Origin of the sequence: Paenibacillus sp. FSL R7-0189, from assembly GCF_037969925.1 — a bacterium.
Classification (GTDB): domain Bacteria; phylum Bacillota; class Bacilli; order Paenibacillales; family Paenibacillaceae; genus Paenibacillus_AQ; species Paenibacillus_AQ odorifer.
Window position 1 is genome coordinate 4,609,605 of record NZ_CP150223.1, and the last position, 22,088, is coordinate 4,631,692.

18 protein-coding genes are annotated in these 22,088 nt (G+C 43.2%); 17 read left to right on the forward strand and 1 reads right to left on the reverse strand.

The window, feature by feature from the left end; genetic code table 11:
- Positions 1-259 precede the first annotated feature (259 nt).
- The 13 genes from MKY63_RS20030 to MKY63_RS20090 all read left to right on the forward strand — a co-directional run bounded on the left by MKY63_RS20030 (position 260) and on the right by MKY63_RS20090 (position 15,744).
- A complete protein-coding gene (locus tag MKY63_RS20030) occupies positions 260-1,396 on the forward strand; it encodes a D-alanyl-D-alanine carboxypeptidase family protein (protein WP_235219379.1) in 1,137 nt (378 codons plus the stop codon).
- Positions 1,397-1,571: 175 nt separating this feature from the next.
- Positions 1,572-1,925, forward strand: coding sequence for an anti-sigma F factor antagonist (spoIIAA, locus tag MKY63_RS20035; RefSeq protein WP_036676057.1), 354 nt, complete (start codon positions 1,572-1,574; stop codon positions 1,923-1,925).
- Entirely contained in the window at positions 1,922-2,377 is a 456-nt protein-coding gene (spoIIAB, locus tag MKY63_RS20040) for an anti-sigma F factor (RefSeq protein WP_036676058.1), read from the forward strand. The genes spoIIAA and spoIIAB overlap by 4 nt, the downstream gene beginning before the upstream one ends.
- 11 nt (positions 2,378-2,388) lie before the next feature.
- A complete protein-coding gene (gene sigF, locus MKY63_RS20045) occupies positions 2,389-3,144 on the forward strand; it encodes an RNA polymerase sporulation sigma factor SigF (protein WP_036676059.1) in 756 nt (251 codons plus the stop codon).
- Between the two features lie 96 nt (positions 3,145-3,240).
- Positions 3,241-6,171, forward strand: a complete 2,931-nt coding sequence (locus MKY63_RS20050; RefSeq protein WP_339809705.1) for a PAS domain S-box protein — start codon at positions 3,241-3,243, stop codon at positions 6,169-6,171.
- Positions 6,172-6,208: 37 nt separating this feature from the next.
- Positions 6,209-6,871: a response regulator transcription factor gene (locus tag MKY63_RS20055; protein ID WP_076104408.1), complete on the forward strand. Its 663-nt coding sequence runs from the start codon at positions 6,209-6,211 to the stop codon at positions 6,869-6,871.
- Positions 6,872-7,079: 208 nt separating this feature from the next.
- A complete protein-coding gene (locus tag MKY63_RS20060; protein WP_339809707.1) occupies positions 7,080-8,678 on the forward strand; it encodes a methyl-accepting chemotaxis protein in 1,599 nt (532 codons plus the stop codon).
- 41 nt (positions 8,679-8,719) lie between these two features.
- Positions 8,720-9,823 (forward strand): chemotaxis-specific protein-glutamate methyltransferase CheB, encoded by a 1,104-nt coding sequence (gene cheB / locus MKY63_RS20065; RefSeq protein WP_339809708.1) that lies wholly within the window; start codon positions 8,720-8,722, stop codon positions 9,821-9,823.
- A gap of 165 nt (positions 9,824-9,988) precedes the next feature.
- Positions 9,989-10,993, forward strand: coding sequence for a helix-turn-helix domain-containing protein (locus MKY63_RS20070; RefSeq protein ID WP_038572467.1), 1,005 nt, complete (start codon positions 9,989-9,991; stop codon positions 10,991-10,993).
- A gap of 199 nt (positions 10,994-11,192) precedes the next feature.
- A complete protein-coding gene (locus MKY63_RS20075; RefSeq protein ID WP_339809709.1) occupies positions 11,193-12,608 on the forward strand; it encodes an MFS transporter in 1,416 nt (471 codons plus the stop codon).
- A 134-nt stretch (positions 12,609-12,742) separates the two neighbouring features.
- Positions 12,743-13,510, forward strand: a complete 768-nt coding sequence (locus MKY63_RS20080) for an ABC transporter ATP-binding protein (RefSeq protein WP_339809710.1) — start codon at positions 12,743-12,745, stop codon at positions 13,508-13,510.
- 4 nt (positions 13,511-13,514) lie between these two features.
- Positions 13,515-15,476: an ABC transporter permease gene (locus tag MKY63_RS20085; RefSeq protein ID WP_339809711.1), complete on the forward strand. Its 1,962-nt coding sequence runs from the start codon at positions 13,515-13,517 to the stop codon at positions 15,474-15,476.
- Between the two features lie 46 nt (positions 15,477-15,522).
- The gene (locus tag MKY63_RS20090; RefSeq protein ID WP_042190339.1) at positions 15,523-15,744 is read left to right on the forward strand and encodes a hypothetical protein; all 222 of its coding nucleotides are present in this window, start codon (positions 15,523-15,525) and stop codon (positions 15,742-15,744) included.
- 88 nt (positions 15,745-15,832) lie between these two features.
- Here the strand turns inward: MKY63_RS20090 and MKY63_RS20095 are convergent, their stop codons facing one another.
- On the reverse strand, positions 15,833-16,840 hold the full coding sequence (locus MKY63_RS20095; protein ID WP_036676075.1) for an ABC transporter substrate-binding protein: 1,008 nt from the start codon (positions 16,838-16,840) through the stop codon (positions 15,833-15,835).
- A 213-nt stretch (positions 16,841-17,053) separates the two neighbouring features.
- Between MKY63_RS20095 and MKY63_RS20100 the strand changes: the two genes are divergently transcribed.
- From MKY63_RS20100 to MKY63_RS20115, 4 genes are read left to right on the forward strand one after another with little or no spacing between them, the layout of a single operon-like run.
- Positions 17,054-18,112 carry an iron ABC transporter permease gene (locus tag MKY63_RS20100; protein WP_036676077.1) on the forward strand — a complete coding sequence of 353 codons (1,059 nt, stop codon included), beginning with the start codon at positions 17,054-17,056 and terminating at the stop codon, positions 18,110-18,112.
- Positions 18,112-19,149 carry an iron ABC transporter permease gene (locus MKY63_RS20105; RefSeq protein WP_036676084.1) on the forward strand — a complete coding sequence of 346 codons (1,038 nt, stop codon included), beginning with the start codon at positions 18,112-18,114 and terminating at the stop codon, positions 19,147-19,149. Before MKY63_RS20100 ends, MKY63_RS20105 begins: the two co-directional genes overlap by 1 nt.
- A gap of 42 nt (positions 19,150-19,191) precedes the next feature.
- On the forward strand, positions 19,192-20,907 hold the full coding sequence (locus MKY63_RS20110; protein WP_076179717.1) for an ABC transporter ATP-binding protein: 1,716 nt from the start codon (positions 19,192-19,194) through the stop codon (positions 20,905-20,907).
- Positions 20,908-20,949: 42 nt separating this feature from the next.
- Positions 20,950-21,990 carry an NAD(P)/FAD-dependent oxidoreductase gene (locus MKY63_RS20115; RefSeq protein ID WP_036676089.1) on the forward strand — a complete coding sequence of 347 codons (1,041 nt, stop codon included), beginning with the start codon at positions 20,950-20,952 and terminating at the stop codon, positions 21,988-21,990.
- Positions 21,991-22,088: the final 98 nt, after the last annotated feature.

A 22,088-nucleotide genomic window follows, 5' to 3' on the forward strand; every position in this document is an offset into this window, starting at 1 on the left:
TTGAAATAATTTTTGATCTCCCCTATAATAAAAATGCTCTGCAACTACTGCTGGGCTTTTTTTAATTGACAACAACATTACTTCTTGGGATAAATTATTATAGTTATTTACTTAGAAATGGAATAATTTCCACCCTTTCTGACGAAACTGGAACACAGTACCTGTGATATGAAGGTTAACGTTCAGGAGGGGAACCATTGTGAGAAAAATGCGTTTTGCTGTGCTTGTGCTCTGTATCGTTGTGTCGGTTCTAGGACCGATGTCAGGTGCTTATGCTGAGGAAAAAAGCAAGGATTCTGGCAGTAATGCTGCCGCTGTAGATCTTGCGCCTGGTGCGCGTTCTGCGATTTTGATGGATGCAGGCACCGGCACTATTATTTATGAAAAGAACAGCCATGATAAGCTGCCTCCCGCAAGTATTACGAAGATTATGACGATGCTGCTTACGGTGGAAGCACTGGATGAAGGAAGACTGCAACTGACGGATAAGGTGCGCACGAGTGAATATGCCGCATCGATGGGCGGATCGCAAATTTTCCTGGAGCCTGGTGAAGAAATGTCGGTGGATGAGATGCTCAAAGGCATCGCTATGGCCTCCGGTAATGATGCATCTGTGGCGATGGCAGAGAAAATAGCGGGTTCGGAGAGCGCTTTTGTCGATCTGATGAATAAAAGAGCGGAAGAGCTGGGTCTGAAAGATACCCACTTTGCCAATTGCAACGGTCTTCCAGCTGCTAATCACTATTCCTCAGCCTACGATATTGCGGTAATTAGCCGGGAGCTTTTAAAGCATGATAGAATTATCAAATATACCGGTTCCTATCAGGATTATCTGCGTAAGGATTCCACCAAACCATTCTGGTTGGTAAACACGAACAAGCTTGTACGTTTCTATACAGGTGCTGATGGACTGAAAACAGGATATACCGCTGAAGCAAAATTCTGCTTATCCGCTACGGCTGCAAGAGACGGTCTGCGTGCTGTTGCTGTTGTGCTGGGTGAGCCGAACACGAAGACACGTAACAGTGAAGTGTCGGGCATGTTTGACTATCTCTTTTCGCAATATAAGATCCACACTATTCACAAAGAAGGGGACGCTATTGGTACCCTTAAGATTGAGAAGGGTGTGAAGTCCGAGCTGCCGATTACGGCGAAAGAGACGTATAGTGTTCTTTTGAAAAAAGGTGTGACGCAAGAAGGCATTCGTCACGAACTAGTACTTCCAGAAAGCGTGAAGGCACCAGTGGCTGAAGGCCAGTCCATAGGCAAGCTGGTTGTCTACCAAGGAACCCAAGTGATTAAAGAGTATGAACTTAAAGCAGGGGAAGCTGTGGCAAAAGCAGGCTGGTGGAAGCTCTTTAAACGTACAACAGGCTCGATGTTCGGCATGGATTAAAAAGAGCTTTTTTGTAGATTGCGCCCATGTGCTTTGTAGATTCATAGGGGTTTTCTTCTAGTTTTGTCGTGAGGCAGGATTCCTGATTTGCCACGTAGAAACCTTGTCCTTGAAGAGAATGGGTACTGTCTCTTAAGGCCAAGTTTTCAAAGCAACGAAGAGGAGAGTGGCAAGCATGAATTCTAATGTGGAAATGGAGCATCACAGGGGTGTGCTGATTGTCCGTTTATCTGGGGAACTCGATCATCATGCCGCCGATTTTGTAAGAATGGATATGGATGAAGCGATTATGCGGGGTCAGGTATCGCATTTGATCCTTAGTCTTAAGCATCTGCAGTTTATGGACAGTTCGGGTCTCGGCGTAATTCTGGGAAGGTATAAACTGATCCATAGTAAAGGCGGCAAAATGGTGGTGTGTGATGCAACGGCACCTGTGAAGCGACTTCTGGAAATGTCAGGCCTGTTCAAGATCATGCCCCTATATGACGACGAGAGCACTGCACTCTCGGATTTGGAGGTTGCGTTATGACAAATGGTAAGGCTGGTAACTTCATGAACGTGCAGTTCGCTGCACTCTCGGAGAACGAATCATTCGCGCGTGTAGTTGTAGCGGCGTTCGTTTCTAGGCTTGATCCTACAATGGACGAGCTGAATGATCTGAAGACAGTCGTGTCGGAGGCGGTCACCAATTGTATTATTCATGGGTATGATAGTGATCCGGAAGGTATTGTGACTATTTCAGCTTCGCTGGACAACGAAACGGTACATTTAACCATTGAGGATCAGGGACGGGGCATTGAGGATTTGGAGCTGGCACAACAGCCGCTATATACCTCAAAGCCAGAGCTGGAGCGGTCGGGCATGGGCTTTACCATTATGGAGAATTTCATGGATGAATTTGAAGTCACTAGTGAACCGGGACACGGCACTTCGATCTCAATGAAGAAAACCATCGTTTCGAAAAAAGCTTTATACAATTAGGGGTTGGAGCCATGGATGCAGAGTCAAAAAAAGCTCCGCCGACCTATTTGGACGATGCGGAGGTCAAACGTCTTATCGCGCTCAGTCAGGCCGGAGATAATCTTGCCCGGGACACACTAGTTAGCTGCAATATCCGGTTGGTCTGGTCGGTAGTGCAGCGGTTTATGAACCGCGGGTATGAACCTGACGATTTGTTCCAGATCGGTTGCATCGGGCTCTTGAAGTCCGTTGATAAGTTCGACCTCAGCTATGAGGTCAAATTCTCCACTTATGCCGTGCCGATGATCATTGGCGAGATTCAGCGTTTCCTTCGCGACGATGGAACCTTGAAAGTTAGCCGTTCTCTTAAGGAGATGGCTAATAAGGTCCGCAAGATGAAGGATGAAATGTCTAAGACGCTGGACCGTCTGCCTACCATCGGTGAAGTTGCTGAGGCACTGGGAGTTACGCCTGAAGAAGTGGTATTTGCTCAGGAAGCTAACAAGCCACCGACCTCGATTCATGAGACTGTGTTCGAGAATGATGGTGACCCGATCACTCTGATTGATCAAATCGCTGACGAATCACAGGAACGCTGGTTTGATAAGCTGGCACTGAATGAGGCTATCGGAGGTCTCAGCGAGCGTGAACGGCTGATTGTTTATCTTCGATATTACCGTGACCAAACGCAGTCAGAGGTTGCTAGTCGCCTTGGGATTTCTCAAGTGCAGGTATCCCGGCTGGAGAAGAAAATATTGCAGAATATCCGCGAGCAGATTGCTCAGTAGATAATGGCTAAAATGTAAAGACGCTTGCGAAATAGCGAATAGGAAGAAAAAGCCGCCCCGAAAAGGGGGGGCTTTTTATGTGGAGGGAATCTCAATATGCATTCACTTGGCGACAAGGATATGACCTCATGGTCTATTGACATGGAAGCAAATTTGCTGACAATGTCGAATGTTTTGGAGAATTGGGTGGACTGTTCAGATCATGCTTTACCGCATAACCCCAATTTTTTACGTGAATATGTGTACAGTGAGGATCTTGAACGGTTTGATGCGTATATAGATAAATTATACTCTGGTCACCTATGTAATCTTGAGTATCGTATGCAGTTACCTGCAAAAGCGCTGAAGTGGGTTCAAAGTATAGGCACGCCCGTTTTTAATCAAGAGCATAAGGTTTGTAGAATAGATGGCGTAATCATAGATATCACGGAACAAAAAAATGCTCAAGCCCAGTTAGAGAGTAGCTTTTCTCTGTATCAGCAGATGTTTGCTACGATCGATGTGGCGATTTGGTCTTACGATTACGTATCACGGAAAATGTTATTCATATCGGATGCCATTTTCAATATCACGGGATATTCACCAGAACAGGCGAAGGAAGATGACTTTTGGCTAAGAATTGCTCCTAAAGAAGAGCGGCCTTTAATTCAGAAGATTATAACTACAGTGGGGCAAGGAATAAGCAATCTTAGTGAATATCGGATCATCCATGCCAGCGGTGAACTCCGATGGGTCCAAGTCAGGATCATTCCCAGTATGGATGAGACAGGGGCAGTGGTACGGCTCAATGGGATCTTAATCGACCATACGGAAAAAAAGCAGATGCAAGAGGTTCTATTAAAAAGCGAGCAGCGCTACAAATCCCTGTTTGACCATAACCCAGATATCGTGTGTGAATTGGATCTGCAGGGCAGCATTGTAGCTATCAATCCAGCGGCAGATCAAATTACTGGAGAAGCTTTTAATAGATTCGGAGAAAACTTATCCATTGTGAATTTATTTGGTGCAGAGAATTCGTATATGATGTCTGATTATTTTGAGAAAACGGTTGGCGGAGTTCTGCAGCATTACACGGTTACTTCTGTCCGCGAGAATGGATTAGTTAACCATTGGTCGATGAAAAACATCCCTGTACATGAAAACAATCAAATTGTGGGTACCTTTGTTATCGCAAGAGATATCACTGCATCTGTGGAGGTGGAAAAGCGGCTGGCTCAGCGGGAGGCGGAGTACAGGCTTATTACAGAGAATATGGAGGATATGATTGGGGTTCTGGATCAGCAAGGGAACTTCATTATTGCTTCGTCCTCTTGTGAGAAAATTATTGGTCTTCCTGTTGGTTCAATAAAGAACACAACCATTTTGGAGTATATTCATCCTGATGAACAAGAAGTGTTGCGGGAACAGATCTTGGATATTTTTCGGACAAAAGTATGTAAGATGTTTTACAATCGGTTTATTCACATCAAAGGTCACATTATAGATCTGGAATGCTTGGGTACACCTGTTCTTGGTGAGGATGGAGAAGTAGTTAGTATTGTGATTGTAGCGAGAGACATTACAAAAAGGGTCCAGATGGAGAGTGAACTTAGAGAAAGCGAGGAACTCAATCGGCTGCTTATTGATATGTCACCTGAAGCGGTAGTACTCCATAGTGAATATAAATTCCTTTATGTGAATTTTTCCTGTTTAGGATTGTTTGGAGTTTGCAGTGAGGATCAATTGATTGGCACCTCTATTTTTAATTGGGCCCACCCAGACTATATAACGCTGGCTAGAGATCGGATGCGTGAAATCTATTATGGACCCAATCGGATATTAGCTCCTATTGAACAAAAGGTCGTGCGGTCAGATGGATCTATTATCGATGTAGAAGTAACAGCTAGCTCAATTCTATATAAGGGTAAGGTTGCATGTATCTCTATCTTTAGGGATATCAGTGATCGGAAAAAAATTGAGGTGGAAAGACAGCTTACAGAGCAGATCATTCGGAACAGCGAGGAAAGGTATTTCAACTTACAGATGAGTCTTGATCAATTCTCGCAAGATTTGTTTGGTGCGATGAAGATCAGTCACATGGAACAACGATTACTAAAAGAAGTTAGAGAGGTCTTGCGGGTTACCAATATTTGTATGGTTGAAGTTGAAGATAACCATGATAAAATATGCGAGATTATTGAGACCGAGCAGGGCTATTCACTTAAGATCGGAGAGTTCCGAAGAAAAAGCTATATTCTATCCATTAATGAGAAGTCTATTTTATTAGAAATAAGTTCTGTTCGAGTGTGGCTGAAGACGATTACCCGTTATGTTAGTGTGTTATTTGATAATTTTTTGCTCATAGAAGATCTAACTAAGGACCTTGAGTTAGCGGCTTCCGAGCAAGCTCCGACATGGTTACTACGCTTTATGTTTAATTTATCCGAGAATGAACGCAAACGGCTTGCTCAAGATTTACATGATTCAGCACTTCAAGAACAGATCATCTGGTATCGTAAGCTTGATAATTTTTTAAGTGATAAATCCGTTACGGGGGAACTAAAGGAGCAGTTAGAACAGATCACAGAAGGTTTACTCGATGTTATCTATGAACTGCGGATTATCTGCAATGAGCTTAGACCACCAGCATTAATCAATGAGGGGCTTGCTTCCTCACTTGAGACATTGTTTGAATTTGCTCAGTTGCGGAACGACTATCAGATTTATTTTGAGTCAAACGCTTTCAGGCATAAGTTAAAAGACGAGATTCTAATAGGTCTGTACCGTATTGTGCAGGAACTTTTGGCTAATGCAGCTAAACATTCCTGTGCCACAGAAGTACGTATCTCCTTAGCTAGTGAAGGGCAACAGGTGCTTTTGGATTATGAAGATAACGGAATTGGAATGAGCCTTTTAGGAGAGGATTCTATTAAGAGTATGGGGATTTATGGGATGAAAGAAAGGGTTCGCAGTATGGATGGGACCATACGATTTCTTTCGCCAGAGAATAAGGGATTAGCTGTCTTTATATCCATACCTGCAGATTAATCATGGGGCATAATAAGGGGATAGGGGTGTATTAGGCATGATTCAAATTTTGTTAGTGGACGACCATCCCTCTGTCATGGAAGGGACTAAGATGATACTGGAACAAGAGGGAGATATGGAGGTTACCCTAGCCAATTCAGCCCATGAGGCGCTTAACATGGTGGGTAGCCATACGTTTGACGTAATGTTATTTGATCTTCATATCGCTGATGGAAATGGGATTGATTTGGCGAAGGAAGTCTTAAATATAAGCGCAGATGCGATTATCTTAATCTACACCGGATACGAAATTACTAACAAATTTAACTTGATGATCGAATCGGGTTTGTTTGGATTTATTTCAAAAACGACCAATAGAGAGCAGTTGGTTGCAGCAGTGCGTTGTGCTTTAAGGGGAGATGTCATTTTGCCTCATGCCCTAGTTAAACAGTTAAGAAAAGTATCACCTAAAGGAATGGAGATTAATGTTGACCAAGCAAATCCGAAGATCAGTAAAAAAGAGCATGAAATGCTGACAGAGATTGCAAAAGGAAAAAGCAACAAAGAAATAGCAGAGATTGTACTTATGAGTCAACGATCGCTGGAATACAGTTTAACGAGTCTGTTCCAAAAGCTAAATGTGAAATCGAGAATTGAAGCGGCAATAAAAGCTAAACGTCTGGGCATATTGAAGGAGTCCGATTTCAACAATTCACTATGAAAATTCGTAACAAACAAATAGATCAAAATCCCGTTCACGGTTCTGTGAGGCGGGATTTTTTGGTCTGCGCTTTTTTTGCGGGATGACGCAATATTTTTGCGTGGTCGCGCTATTTTTTTTCGGTTACCTTAATCTGCTTACCGTATATGATGAAATAGTTCCTAAGAATTACTAAAAAATGACTAACGCCAATGAGGGGCTGAGGAAAATGAAGTGGTTTTATAATTTAAGAACAGCAGTGAAGTTAATCTCCGCATTTCTGTTAGTATCCGCAATATTGTGCTTTGTAGGATTCTATGGAATTACGAATTTGAGTAAGTTGGACCGGTCTATCGTGGACATGTACGAAAACCGCTTAACACCTATAGCTTATTTAGGAGAAGCGAATGAACTATTTTTAACAAATAGAATCAATATCCGTGACATAAACACGATGGCTAAAACAGTGGCAGAAAAGAAAGAATACGAAGATAAAATACATAAAAACGTTCAAAGTATTGAAGAGATCATGGGTAAATATAGCAAGACTGCGTTGAGAGCTGAAGAATTAGCCATAATGAAGGATTATCCTGAGATCTGGAAACGGTATATCACAAGCCTGGATGAGGCTATTGAATTAAATAATACAAATATTAGTAATGAGAAATATACAAATTTTTTGCTTGTAAGTGATTTGCAAACAGCTACAACAGAGCTGACTGACTTTCTGCAAAATTTAATAGACATCAATATGATGCAGGCTCAAGGTTCGATTGTTAGCGCCAATGAACTCTATCAGTCCTCTCGTTTGATTACGTTTAGCGTTACTATTGTTGCGCTGCTCATCAGTATTGGTCTGGGTCTTCTAATATCGCAGATCATAGCACGGCCTCTAAATCAAGTAATGCGCTTGCTAGGTAAAGTGGCAAACGGTGATTTAAGCGAAACGTCGAATCTGGAATCCAAGGACGAGATTGGAATGCTAGCTCTTTCCGTTAATGAGATGGTTCTGAACCTAAGACGTACTGTGAGCGGCATTTCGTCTTCTGCGGAAAGTGTCTCAGCTGCTGCGCAGCAAATCTCAGCAAGTACAGAGGAAGTAGCTAGTGGAAGTATGAGTCAAGCTAGTGCAGCGCAAACGATGAATGAGTTGTTCCGAGAATTATCTGCGGCGATTAATTCAGTAGCCCAGAGTGCTGAACAGGCCTCTGAGCTGTCAGATCAAACGATGCGTATCGCTCAAGATGGAGGGATCGTGGTTAAGAACTCCGTACAAGGAATGGCAGTACTGGATACTCAAATGTCTAGACTTGCGGAAGATTCCGATAAGATTGGTGAGATTATTGCGGTGATTGAAGATATTGCCCAACAGACAAATCTGCTAGCCCTGAACGCAGCGATAGAAGCGGCCCGCGCAGGTGAACAAGGTCGAGGTTTTGCCGTTGTTGCGAATGAAGTAAGAAAGTTAGCTGAGCGGAGCAGTGGGGCTACGAAACAAATCACGGGCATTATCAAAGAAATGCAGAAGAATACGCAGCATAGTGTAAATGCCGTAGTAGAAGGAGTAGCTTTTTCACAAAAAAATGGAGAAGCCTTTGAACATATCCTTACGATGGTGAACGATACCGCTCATAAAGTAACAGAAATTGCGGCTGCCAGTGAAGAACAGGCTGCACAATCGTCTGAGGTGATGTTCTCAATTGAGAGCATATCCGCCGCAACTGAAGAAATGGCGGCAAGCAGCAGTGAAACGGCAACGACGGCCAATGCTTTGGCTCAGCTAGCAGAAGAGTTAAATAGTCTGGTATCAATTTTTAAAGTTAAATAAACAGTGTCAGGGGTATTATCATTGATAGGAGAGGAGAAGTAGTGCAAAAAATAAAGGTGCTCGTTGTAGCTGCTTCAGTAACCATGCGTAAACAGATCTCGAACCTAATTTCGGAGGATTCAACCCTCGAGGTCATTGGAGTAGCACGAAATGCATCCGAAGCGATCAGCATGGTTCAAAAACTCAGGCCCGATGTCGTGGCTATAGATATAGAAATGCCGGAATTGAACGGTTTGGTAGCACTCACAAGCATAATGTCACAGCGGCCAACACCTATACTTATCCTGAGCTCAGCTACAAAGGAAGGTATAACTGCAACCATTACTGCTCTACAAAATGGTGCAGTGGATTTCATCTCCAAGCCGGCTCAATCTTATGGACCTGGTCTATACAGCATAAAAGATGAGTTATTATTCAAAATTAAGAAAGCCGCTGAAATTCCTTTAAGAACTCTTATTCTTAACAATATAAACATCTCCAAAGTGAAAGCTCGACAAGAGAAACAAAAAAACGATAAGAGTGGATGTACAGAAGTCATTGAGCAGATCGTGGGAATTGGATGTGGAGTAGGAGGGCCGAAGGCATTAGAAATCTTAATTACCTCACTTCCAGCGAGCTTCCCGTATCCCCTGCTAATTGTGCAACATATGCCGCCTAAGTACACAAAAGCATTGGCGGAACGACTGAATCGGTTCTCAAGTGTACGGGTGGTGGAAGCCAAGGACAAGCAATCGGTGCTCGGGGGAACCGTCTATATCGCTCCAGGTAATTCTCATATGACCATCATTCGGGAGGAGCAGGATCTCAGAATAAAACTTATGAAAAAGCCTGCAGTGAATGGGCACTGTCCTTCGGTCGATGTCTTGTTTGAGTCTATATCTGCACTCACTGGTCTGCAGCAGCATTTAATCCTAATGACCGGAATGGGAAATGATGGCGCTAAAGGGATGCTAGCTGCCAAACATGCTGGTGCCCAATCAACGCTTGTAGAATCGCAAGAAACTTCTATTGAAAGTGAAATGCCTGAAGCAGCGGCGAAGCTGGGTTGTGTGGATTACGAGCTGCCCTCGCATTTGTTAGCCTCGAAGATTATGGAGGTTACGGGGGAGCTGAGATACCGGAGGGACACATTTCCATCAGTTTGAACGGTCTTATTTTACTTCTGAAAAAGCGTTGGCAGGATAAAATCCGCCAATGCTTTTTTGTATTTCAGGTTGACACTTTCAAGTGATAACAATTATCATTTACGGAGCTAGAGTAGAGATTATGTAACTCATCGTATACAAGGAGCGAAGAAGGAGAGGTTTGCGATGACTTTAAATATATTGAATATGGAAATTCATGATCTTTTTGATCAATTTACAGAACGGATAGAGGGGCATGTTGAGCATAACCAATGGGAACAACGGCTTACTATTCCTTCACATATTGGTAAGGGAACTGTCACCCGTACACGGATTCGTCCAGGTATGGAGATTATGTATACGGACATAACTTACGAACAAGATATGAAGCTCTACATTCAAGAAGCTTGTCCGTTGTTTGAACTAAGCTATAATCTAAGCGGAGAAATCTATTGCGAATGGAACGGCAAGGAAAGTTACACGGATAAACAAATGGGCAATGTCCTTTTTCTAGAGGATGTTCAGGTGTATGAAGAGAAAAAAGCAGGTGTCCCCAATCAATTGCTGGAAATACGGTTAGCTCCTAGTGAACTGCTGAATTACGCCGGAGATTTATCGGAGACACAGCAAATGGAAACCTGGCTTAGACATCATCGTGGCAATATTGATCGTTATCCAGATACTGCGGCAATCCGAAAATGTGTCTCCGAAATAATCCACTGTACCTATCATGGAACATTGAGACGTTTATATATGGAGAGCAAAGCCCTTGAATTTATTGCTTTGTTTGGTGAGTCTGATGGTTACGGTTCTATTAGCGATAGTATGACACTGCGGCATGATGATATTACTAATCTGAAGCGGGTACATGAATTGGTGCAAATCCATTTCGAACAACCGTTATCTATACGTGAGTTGGCTAAGCGGGTAGGTATCAACGAATTCAAGCTAAAAAAAGGCTTCCGCGAATTATTTGGCATGACGATCTTCGAGCTAGTACGTATAAAAAGGATGGAGAAAGCGCTCTGGTATATGGAGGTTGAAGGTTTGAATATAGGGAAAACAGCTGTTTCGGTCGGATATAGCAATGTCAGCAATTTCACGACGACCTTTCGTAAGCATTATGGCTGCAATCCAAGCGAATACTTAAAACGTATCGAACAACAGAGTTTGGAACGAAACAGGCTGTAGGAAGATTTGTAAATGCAGAAAGCTTAAAGCTTCAAGTGTTAGAACATAGGGTTCGGAATCGAACGTTATTTTCTGTCTGCTTGAGGTTTTTTTGTGTTTGCTCCCTTATCAAGGAGTGCACCTCCCTTAACAGGTAGAGAAAAAGACCACTCTAAATGATAATAATTACATAGATTGCAGATAAAAAGGTGGTTATACAATGGAACAACAACAAGTAGATTCGCGCCGGTGGTATGCGCTGGGGGTTATTTTACTGCCAACATTACTTATTTCATTAAATACTTATATGATTCAAGTTGCGCTTCCATCTATGCAATATAGCTTGAACGCAAGCTTTTCGGAAGCACAGCTTATCGTTACCGGATTTTCGCTAGGATTAGCTGTGGCGTTGATTATTAGTGGAAAGCTTGGAGATATATACGGCAGGAAACGGATGTTGCTGATCGGGGTGAGCGGGTTTACGGTCATGGCAGTATTGGGCGGATTGACCTCAGATCCGGCTCTTCTGATTGTTATTCGGATTGTGCAGGGATTGGCTGCGGCGCTTATTCAACCTCAGGTTCTATCTACGCTGCAGGTCAGCTTTCTGCCAAAGGAAAAAGGGCTTGTTTTCGGCATTTACGGCGCCATGATTGGTTTTGGATTTGCATTCGGATTCATCCTCGGAGGCACTATTGTGAATTGGAATCCGTTCGATCTCGGTTGGCGGACGGTATTTTTTTTCAATGTGCCATTTGGACTTCTCGTCCTGCTGTTAATGCCGATTGTACCTGAAACACGGGCTGAGCAGGCGCACAGTATTGATTGGACTGGAAGCTTCCTTCTGCTGATCGGTTTGTTCCTGCTGATCTATCCGTTGTCAGATGGACAAAAACAAGGGTGGCCGTTGTGGATTTTTGGCTGTCTAATGTTAGCTCTTTTCGTGTTGTTTACTTTTATCTGGGTTGAAAATCGAAAGGGAAAGCAGGGGGCGTTACCGTTAGTCGATCTGTCTATTTTCAGAGATCGAACATTTAGCGCTGGTCTGGCAACCGTTCTTGTCCTTTATCTAAGTATGTTCTCTTTCTTTTTTATTTTGAGCTATTATATGCAATTTGGTTTGCACTATAGTGTTCAAGATACGAGTATGGTTTTTTTGCCTATAGGGATAGGCTTTTTTATGACTTCCCTAATCTCTTCTCGAATGGTCAAAAGATGGGGGATGAGTGTACTTAAGATAGGAGCGCTGATGATGGGGAGCTGTAGCCTGCTGCTTATGTTAGAGCTAAATGTGGACGTTACGCAGCTGCTAGACCCTCGTAATATCCTAATATTATTGATATATGGTTTCGGTCTTGGAATGGCTACTACGCCCCTAGTTAACGTCACGCTTAGTTCAGTACCCACAAAGATCACGGGCACGGGTTCAGGCTTGATCACTACCTTTATGTATTTTGCGAATTCGTTAGGAGTGGCGTTAATCGGTATTTTATTCTCCGCTTCGCTAAAGCATTCTCTTTTGGAAGCAGATCTAGCGGATTATGTAAGGGCGTTTTCCTTCTCATTAGCAGCAATCGGAGGACTTGCTTTTACTGGTTTTCTTTGCCTTTGTTTTTTGCGGGAGCGGAAATTATAGAGGAGGTATCCTGCTTTTTTTGCGCTGTGAGCAATCTAACAAACGAACGCCCTTCTTAGCTTTATAGTAATACCGAGTGATTGAATTCCATTTAATGTAACTCAATCCAAACCTATCAATGAGAAGGTGCCAGGATGTCCATACTGCAAGTAGAGAATCTCTCGAAAGAATATAAAGGCAAAGGCAAAACGAATCGGTTTCGAGTGTTGAACGGAATTAGTCTTAGTGTGGACAGTGGCGAGTTTGTGGCGATTATGGGACCCTCGGGGAGCGGAAAAACGACATTTTTAAATATACTAAGCGGAATCGATACGGAGTATAGTGGGGTTGTAAGAATTGCAGAGACTAGTATAAGTGAGATGTCCAAGAACGAGCTTGCGCTTTTTCGCCGGCAGCGTATGGGATTCGTTTTTCAGGATTACAATCTGCTGGATAGTCTGACCCTACGGGAAAATATCATGGTGCCCATGGTGCTGGATGATCAAGAGGTAGAAGATATCAATGCCAAGACAGATGAGACGTTATCGCTATTTGATCTGGATGAGGTGAAGGACAAATATCCTTATATGGTTTCAGGGGGGCAACAGCAGCGGACGGCGATCAGCAGGGCGATTATTAATCATCCAGATGTGATTTTTGCGGACGAGCCGACAGGGAATTTGGATTCTAAATCCTCGAGTACGGTGATGGCAACCTTCGCCAAGCTCAACACTCTAAAAGGAGCAACGATAGTGATGGTCACACATGATCCTTTTGCGGCCAGCTATTGTAATCGCGTGCTTTTTATCAAAGATGGGAAGGCTCTACTAGAGATTGCTAGAGAGAATAAAGAGCGCAGAGCATTTTTTGATCTGATTCTGGAGAACCTGGCCTTTATTGGAGGGGGAGAAGATGACCTTTAGGAGAATGGCATTTCAGATATTTAAGGCGAATCTTAGAAGATATTTGTTGTTTTTCTTATGCAGCAGCTTTACAGTCATGATCTTTTTTACATTTTATTCGCTGTACAGTAATCCTGATTTTAATGACCCTTATCAAGTGAATGGGATGGTGTCAGGTAATTTATATGCTCCTTTTTTGGTGATAAGAGTGTTTGCTGTTCTGTTTATTGTATATGCGCAGATGGCCTTTTTGAAATTCAGAAAAAGCGACTTTGGGCTATTAATGGTACTTGGAATGACAAGCCACAATATCCGCAAAATCATTTTGTTCGAGAATAGCATGATCGCTTTAGCCTCGATTCTCACTGGTTTAGGTGCAGGGACGGTTTTCTCCGGTATTTTTTTCTTCATTGTTTCGCTGTTAGTTGATATTGGGGACAGTGCTTTTATACTGACGCTGGATAGTTATCTGTATACCATTAAATTCTTCGCGGTGATTTACATAGTTGTGATTGCAATCAATTTGCTATTCACTTTGAGATACAGCATTTTACGTCTTTTAAAAGAATCCAGAACCGCAGAACGCAACCTGATTCATGGGAAAATCACCGGAGTCATCGGAGTTTTACTGTTGGGAATCTCCGTTTATAATATGCTCACTCATTACAACCCTTCCGATGCTCGCATGATGTTAATAAATCTGGGAATTAGTATGTTGGGCGTTTATTTGCTGCTGTCAGGACTTGGGGACTGGATGAAACTTTTTATATCGCGATCAAGCAGAGCATATCACAAGCACCTGCTGTTTAGTTCCAATTTGATCTATACCCTTGGTCGCTCCAAAGTAGTGCTTTCTCTCATCACCTTTCTCGTCTTCATCACGATTTCTCTAAGCGGGATTATTTTTTATTTGACCTGGAATGCTGAGGAAATTCCGGTTGCAAACAATCCATATGATATTGCCTATTCAGAAGTATTCGGAAAAAATAGCATCTCACCAAAAATACTAAGTGAGATCACGGATCATGGCGCTACGCCGCTGCTTTCACACCAAAAGCTGGAGTATATCGACTTGTTTAATTTTAAAATATTTCTGGACCAGAATATAAACGCATTAATCGGCTCTGATTATCATGTGGAGAAAGATCACTTTCTAAATCTGGCCACAGTTGCACAAGGAGAAGAGTGGAAGAATCAAAGACCGGAAATGCCCACCTTTGACCTGACGCTTGCTTCCGGGAAGCATACGCTGTATTCACAAGGTATCCTATTTAACATGGTATTTAACCCTGTGCCGAATTTAATGAATGGTCTTCATATCATTGTAAACGAAGAGGATTATATGGCGCTGAAAGCGGAAAATAAAAAAGCGATCGGTATCCTTCAGCTCCTGAATTTTAAGGATTGGAAAAAAACTGCGGATATAGATGCTAAGTTAAATGCCGCTTTAGCCAAATATAACAAAGACAATACAGAGTCCTGGTATGGCAATGAGCGGCAAGAGGCCCTCGTATTCTCTACGAAGTCTAGAATAAGTGACTATCTACAGTTACAGGAGTCTGGCCGATTTGGAATCTTCGTAATTTCATTTGTTGGTTTAATATTTTTCGGCGCCTCCGGGATAGTGCTGCATTTCAGTATTCAGACCGATTTAGAGCGTGAGCGGATCAAATTCAGGAAGCTGAACAAGATTGGAATTACTACTAAGGACGTGGCTCGTATTATAGGCGGCCCTTTAAAAGTGCTGTTTTTTCTCCCTTATGCATTAGGTATTGCATTGTCTTCTTTTTATGTTGTTGGTTCTTCCAGGGTTGAAATGTCTACAGCTCTGGAGCCGATGTGGTTTTGTTTGTTAGTAGGCGGAGCGTATCTTTTATTTCAAGTCCTTTTTTATCGTATATACACCAAAATATACACTCACAATATGCTGGCACATATTAAGCTACTCGATATTCCCTTAATAGAACAAAATGAGATTTCAATTTAATCCCAAATATGATAATATTGGTGCACAAAACGTGGGGGGATTCCATTTGAAAAAGATTTTTTCCAGAATTGCAGTCGCATTAATGATCTTGACCCTTGTTGCGATAGTCACTTGCTTTTATATTGGTGAATTCACCTATGCGTATGGATTAATTTTGGTGCTGTTTTTCGTATTTGCGGGGATGGGGCAGCTCTATAAGCTTAAAAATGATGAGTATATGTACAAAAAATTAAATAACACCGATGAGTATAATGAATATACTAGATGATATAAATTTAACAGAAGCTTATTATGTATAGCCAAACACCCCACTTTAGACAGTGTCTAAAGTAGGGTGTTTTTGTATGTGCCTATGTTTATTTCTTACCGTTGCGTTCAAGAATCATATCTACGAACAGATCAATCTGTGCGGTAATCGCAATCGGATCATAGCGGTAGTAGGTATCAAAATCATTGTAGAATAGATGATCGTTCTTCGCAGCATCAAGTCCGTTCCAAACTGGAGATTCCTTCAGTTCTTTCAGCTTATCTCCTTTTTTGTCAGGATCATAAGTGGTGAGGAACATGTAGTCAGCTGCATATTCTGGCAATAGCTCCATGGACAGCTGCAACGTTTGGTTGTCATTGCTGTTCTTAGTAGGCATTTTTAGCTTAAGTGCGTTATAAAGGGCTTGTCCACCTCGGCCGGCATTATTTCCGAAGGTCCATAGCTCACCTTTATCAGTCAGCTCATAGATTCCAAAAGTATCATTTTCATTTACGACACCTTTAAGCTTCTCGCGGCCTTCAGCAGCCTTTTTCTCAAAGTCAGCAATAAATTGTTCAGCTTTGTCAGGCACACCTACAATGTCACCGAACAGTTTAACAGTTTCATAGATATTTGTAGCAGTTCCGTATGGAATATGAATGGTTGGAGCAATTTTGGATAAAGCATCGTAGTTATCATCATACATAACGACGATTAGATCAGGTGTAAGTTCCAGAGCTTTCTCGGCGTTAACTGGAGCACCGACATCTTGTGTGTTTGTGAGCAGGTCTTTCAAGAAGGGATTATCAAAGGTACTAGGTTCGACACCTACAACATTTGCTCCTACGGAGAGCAACTCCCCACCATAATAATCTGTAATAATCCGCTGTGGTTTTACAGGTATTTGCACAGTACCTTTAGTGGTTTCATAGCTACGCATTTCAGCAGCTGAAGCCTCAGGAGCAGTCGTTGGCTCTGTGCTCGGTGCTGTAGTTGCTTCTGTTGTTTCTGTTGGTTTATTAGATGAAGCATTGTTTGTTCCCCCGCAAGCTGTCACAAATACAGACAATAACATTATGAGTGCCAGGATGGGGAAGAGGGTCTTTCTTTTTAGCATGATAAACCTCCCTATATATGTGTACCAACAAATAATAATGAGAATCATTATCATTATTATTTTCAATTTGAACTTTATCAAATCCTAGAATTCCTGTCAATGCAATAAAATAAATGCCTCCTATTAAATCTATCTATTGCCAAACCTAGGAAGGCTCATTTACAATAGCATAGTGATAATGAGAATCAATTTCATAGAAATAGGGTGGCATTCATGAATCAACAGATATCTTCCAAGATTAGACCTAATAAAGGGTCAGCCATACAAGAGTTCCGTTCACGTCCTTGGGCTGCCACGTTAATCTTGGTTGGCGGTCTGGTACTATTAGCACTAGGTATCGCTGTTTCAGTCTCCTTTGGAGCGGCTGATATTAAACTTTCTGTGGTGTGGGCAGCTGTGTTTCACTTTGATCCGGAGATCATGGATCATCAGATTATTAGAGAATTACGATTACCCCGTGTACTTGGCGGGGCAATGATAGGGGCCAGCTTTGCAGTTGCGGGTGCCATTATGCAGGGAATGACCCGAAATCCACTCGCAGATTCAGGTTTGATGGGCATCAACTCAGGCGCAGGATTTGCGCTGGCGCTTTGTTTTGCATTTTTCCCGAATCTATCGTTTATGTATTTAATCCTATATTCCTTCATTGGTGCCGGAGTAGGGGCTGGGGTTGTGTATGGGGTCGGATCATTGGCCAAGGGAGGGCTGACTCCTGCTCGTCTGGTGCTGGCAGGTGCTGCTTTTAGTGCACTGCTGTCAGCGCTGAGTGAAGGGGTAGCTTTATATTTTCACATTGGGCAAGATTTGGCTTTCTGGTATGCGGGAGGCGTGGCTGGGACGAAATGGATTCAGCTTAAAGTCATGTTCCCTTGGATAGGAGCAGCGTTAATTGGGGCTATGGTAATATCCCGATCGATTACAATGCTCAGCCTAGGTGACGATGTTGCTAAAGGGCTAGGCCAGCGCACAGGGCTTGTTAAGCTGGCAGGGACTTTAATCGTATTGATTCTGGCTGGATCATCAGTTGCAGTAGTAGGAGCCGTTGGGTTCATTGGACTAATTATTCCCCATTTGACCCGTTTTTTTGTAGGTGTGGATTACAGATGGATCATTCCATGTTCAGCTATTCTTGGCAGTCTGCTTGCAGTATTTGCAGATTTAACAGCACGGATGATTAATCCCCCTAATGAAACGCCGCTTGGAGCAATTATTGCACTGATCGGTGTACCTTTCTTCCTTTATCTTGCACGTAAAGAAAGGAGGGAACTGTAATGATAGAGAAAACTTCATTCGATTCCTTCCAAGCCGCCAAAAATAAACGTGGCTTAGTTATAATGATTATTTTAGCTGTACTGATTGTTATTGCTTTTATTATTAGTATGAATACAGGATACATACGTTTGACACCTATGGAGCTGCTTAATACGTTATTCGGTAAAGGGACGGATAAGCAAGAGTTGATCTTGTTTCAATTTCGGCTACCGCGTATTGTGATCTCCGTTCTGATAGGCGCAGGTTTGGCTGTATCCGGAGCTGTGATGCAGGGCGTCTTTCGTAATGCTTTGGCCGACCCCGGCATCTTAGGGATTAACGCTGGTGCAGGAATTATGGTTATGCTGTTAATATCTTTTTATCCGACGGCAACCGCGGCTCCGGTGTATCTGTTGCCTATGGTGGCGTTTGTTGGTGCAGGAATTACTGCTGCCTTGATCTATGTCTTAGCTTATAAACGGCATGAAGGAATAAAACCCATGCGACTGTTGCTGACCGGTGTAGCGGTTGCAGCTGGAATGAGTGCAGCGATGATCGTGCTGACTCTTCGGCTGGATCCGGAGAAGTATCAGTTTGTGGCTACTTGGCTTGCGGGAAGTATTTGGGGCACAAGCTGGAAGTTTGTACTTTCTTTACTACCGTGGATCGTAATTCTCGTGCCGTATGTCATCTATAAAGCAAGGGTAATGAACGTCCTTAATTTGGGTGAACAGACAGCTGTAGGACTTGGGGCTGCTGTAACGAAAGAACAATTCCGGCTTCTTGCGGCTGCGGTTGGTCTAGCTGCGGCAAGTGTTGCTGTGAGTGGTGGGATTGGCTTTGTCGGCCTTGTCGGCCCCCATTTGGCGAGACGACTAGTTGGACCCAAACATCAGCTCATGCTGCCAACCTCAGCGCTGCTCGGCTCACTGCTAGTCATTATAGCGGATACCATTGGGCGCTGGATCTTACAGCCATCTGAGATCCCCACTGGAATTGTTGTTGCTGTAATTGGAGCGCCATACTTTTTGTATTTGCTAGCCCGTACTAAATCTTGATGAAAGAGGATGGTCAATCACCGGAAGGAGCGAATTTTTACAATGTTGCGTCGTTTTTTTGCTTACTATAGACCCTATAAGGGATTGTTTATTCTTGATTTCTCCTGTGCTATTGCTGCTGCACTGCTGGAACTAGTCTTCCCACTGGCGGTTAACCGGGTAGTGGATGATATGCTGCCAAGTGGGAATTGGAAATGGATTCTCTATTCTTGCCTCGGTTTGCTGGGGATATATATCGTCAGCGCCTTTATGCATTTTGTCGTTACTTATTGGGGGCATAAGCTGGGGATCAATATCGAGTCGGATATGAGAAAAAAGCTATTTGATCGTGTGCAGAAGCTCTCTTTCAACTTCTTCGATAATAACAAAACAGGCCATTTGGTCTCGCGGATGACAAATGATCTGATGGACATCGGTGAGATTGCCCACCATGGTCCTGAAGATTTATTCATAGCAGTGATGACGCTGCTTGGTGTATTCGGTATCATGCTTAGCATCAATTGGAAATTAGCTATTCTAACCTTTGTAATTGTCCCGCTGATGATTTATTTATCCATGTACTTCAGTCGCAAAATGTCCAAAGCGTTCCACATCATGTTCGCGGACATTGCTGACTATAACGCACGCGTAGAAAACAATGTAAGTGGGATCCGTGTTGTGCAAGCTTTTGCTAATGAGAATCATGAAATTTCCCGTTTTGCAGTTAATAACGAACGCTTCCGTATTACGAAGCTTATGACCTATCGAATTATGGCTTGGAATTCATCCTTTAGCTTTGTGCTTATGAAACTGGTCTCATTATTCGTACTCGTGTGCGGAACCTATTTTGTAATCCAGAAGCAAATGACTTACGGTGAATTTATTGCTTTTGTGATGTTGTCTAATGTCTTCTTAGGACCTTTGCAACAGATTAACTCGGTCATTGAGACCTATCCTAAAGGGATCGCTGGTTTCAAACGTTATCTTGAACTGCTGGAGACGGAGCCAGATGTTGATGACGCAAAAGACGCTAAGCCAGTGTCTCATCTGTCAGGGAATATAACCTTCCAGGATGTAGCTTTTGCTTATAGTGATAAAGAAAAGGTGCTAACCAATGTGAACTTATCGATTTCGGCAGGAGAGACGGTTGCACTTGTGGGTCCATCCGGTGCTGGTAAGACAACACTTTGCAGCTTGCTGCCACGCTTTTACGATGTAAGCGAAGGCAACATCTCTATTGATGGAATAGATATTCGCTCCATGACGTTAGAATCACTTCGTTCCCATATCGGGATTGTACAACAAGATGTATTCCTGTTTGACGGAACCATCCGTGAGAACATTGCTTACGGCAGATTGGGAGCTTCCGATGAAGAAATCTGGGAGGCTGCGGGACGCGCTCAGCTGGAAGAACTGATCAAATCTCAGCCTGCCGGGCTGGATACAATGATCGGTGAGAGAGGCGTCAAGCTTTCTGGCGGCCAGAAGCAGAGGTTGTCCATCGCCCGGATGTTCTTGAAGAATCCGACGATTCTCATTTTGGACGAAGCAACCTCTGCATTGGATACTGAAACGGAGTCCGCTATACAAGAGGCCCTCGCCGAGTTGTCTGAAGGACGAACAACACTTGTTATTGCTCATCGCCTTGCAACGATCAGAAATGCGGACCGTATTGTTGTCGTTGCGGAAGGCGGCATCGCAGAACAAGGTAAGCATGAGGAACTGCTGCAGACTGCCGGAATTTACAGCCGATTGCATGAAGCGCAGTTTGGAGCTTAAGTAGCTGAAGGGATCACTAGAATATAATTTTGGAGGGACACGATGAATAAACAACTGGAATTATACGATGTAACCATTATTGGTGGCGGACCTGCTGGGATGTATACAGCTTTTTATAGTGGAATGAGAGACTTGAAGACAAAGTTAATTGAAGCGAAGGATGAGCTCGGAGGAAGAATGCTTATTTATCCCGAAAAAATGATCTGGGATGTAGGAGGCGTAACCCCAACTCTTTGCCATCAACTGATCGGTCAGCTCAAGGAGCAAGCTCAAACCTTCGATCCGACTATTGTGCTGGGTCAGCAAATTATGAATCAAGAGAGACAAGAAGATGGGACGTACATCTTGACCTCTTCTACTGGGGAACAACATTGGACCCGCACAGTCATTTTGGCAATTGGTTACGGAATTCTACAGATGGCAAAGCTTGAAATTGAAGGTGCAGATCGTTATGAGGTGACGAATCTTCATTATACCGTTCAAGAGCTGGAGCCGTTCCGCGGTAAAAGAGTGCTAATCTCCGGTGGAGGCAACTCCGCAGTAGATTGGGCGAATGAATTGGAACCCATCGCTGCAAGTGTGACGATTGCGCATCGCCGCGAACAGTTTGGCGGACATGAGAAAAACATTGTGCGGATGAAGGAATCCTCAGTCAATGTCCGTGCGCCATATGCAGTAAGCCAATTACACAGCAGTAATGGTGAAACGATAGATCAGGTTACGATCAGCCATATAGAGACAGGTGAAACAGAGCAGTTTGAAGTGGATGCTGTCATTGTGAATCATGGTCTGAAGAGCGATTTTGGTCCGTTAAAAGAATGGGGCCTTGATATGGGCGAGTGGTGTGCGAATGTAACTGATAAGCTGGAGACCAATCTTCCGGGTATATTCGCAGCAGGTGACTTTGTGGATTATGCGAGCAAGGTTCGTTTGATCGCAGGCGCTTTCACTGATGCGGCTCTGGCGCTTAATAGCGCAAAGCTGTACATTGACCCGACCGCGGCCAAAGTCGCTTACGTATCTTCTCACAATGAACGGTTCAAAGAGAAGAATAAAGCGCTTGGAGTCGTTGACGACCACTAAGGATAGAGGCTTCTCAAACCATAAAATCTGAAGTTTTATATAAAGCGTATAGGGGATCTTATCCATTTCGAGCGGAGAGAACCCTTATACGCTTGCTT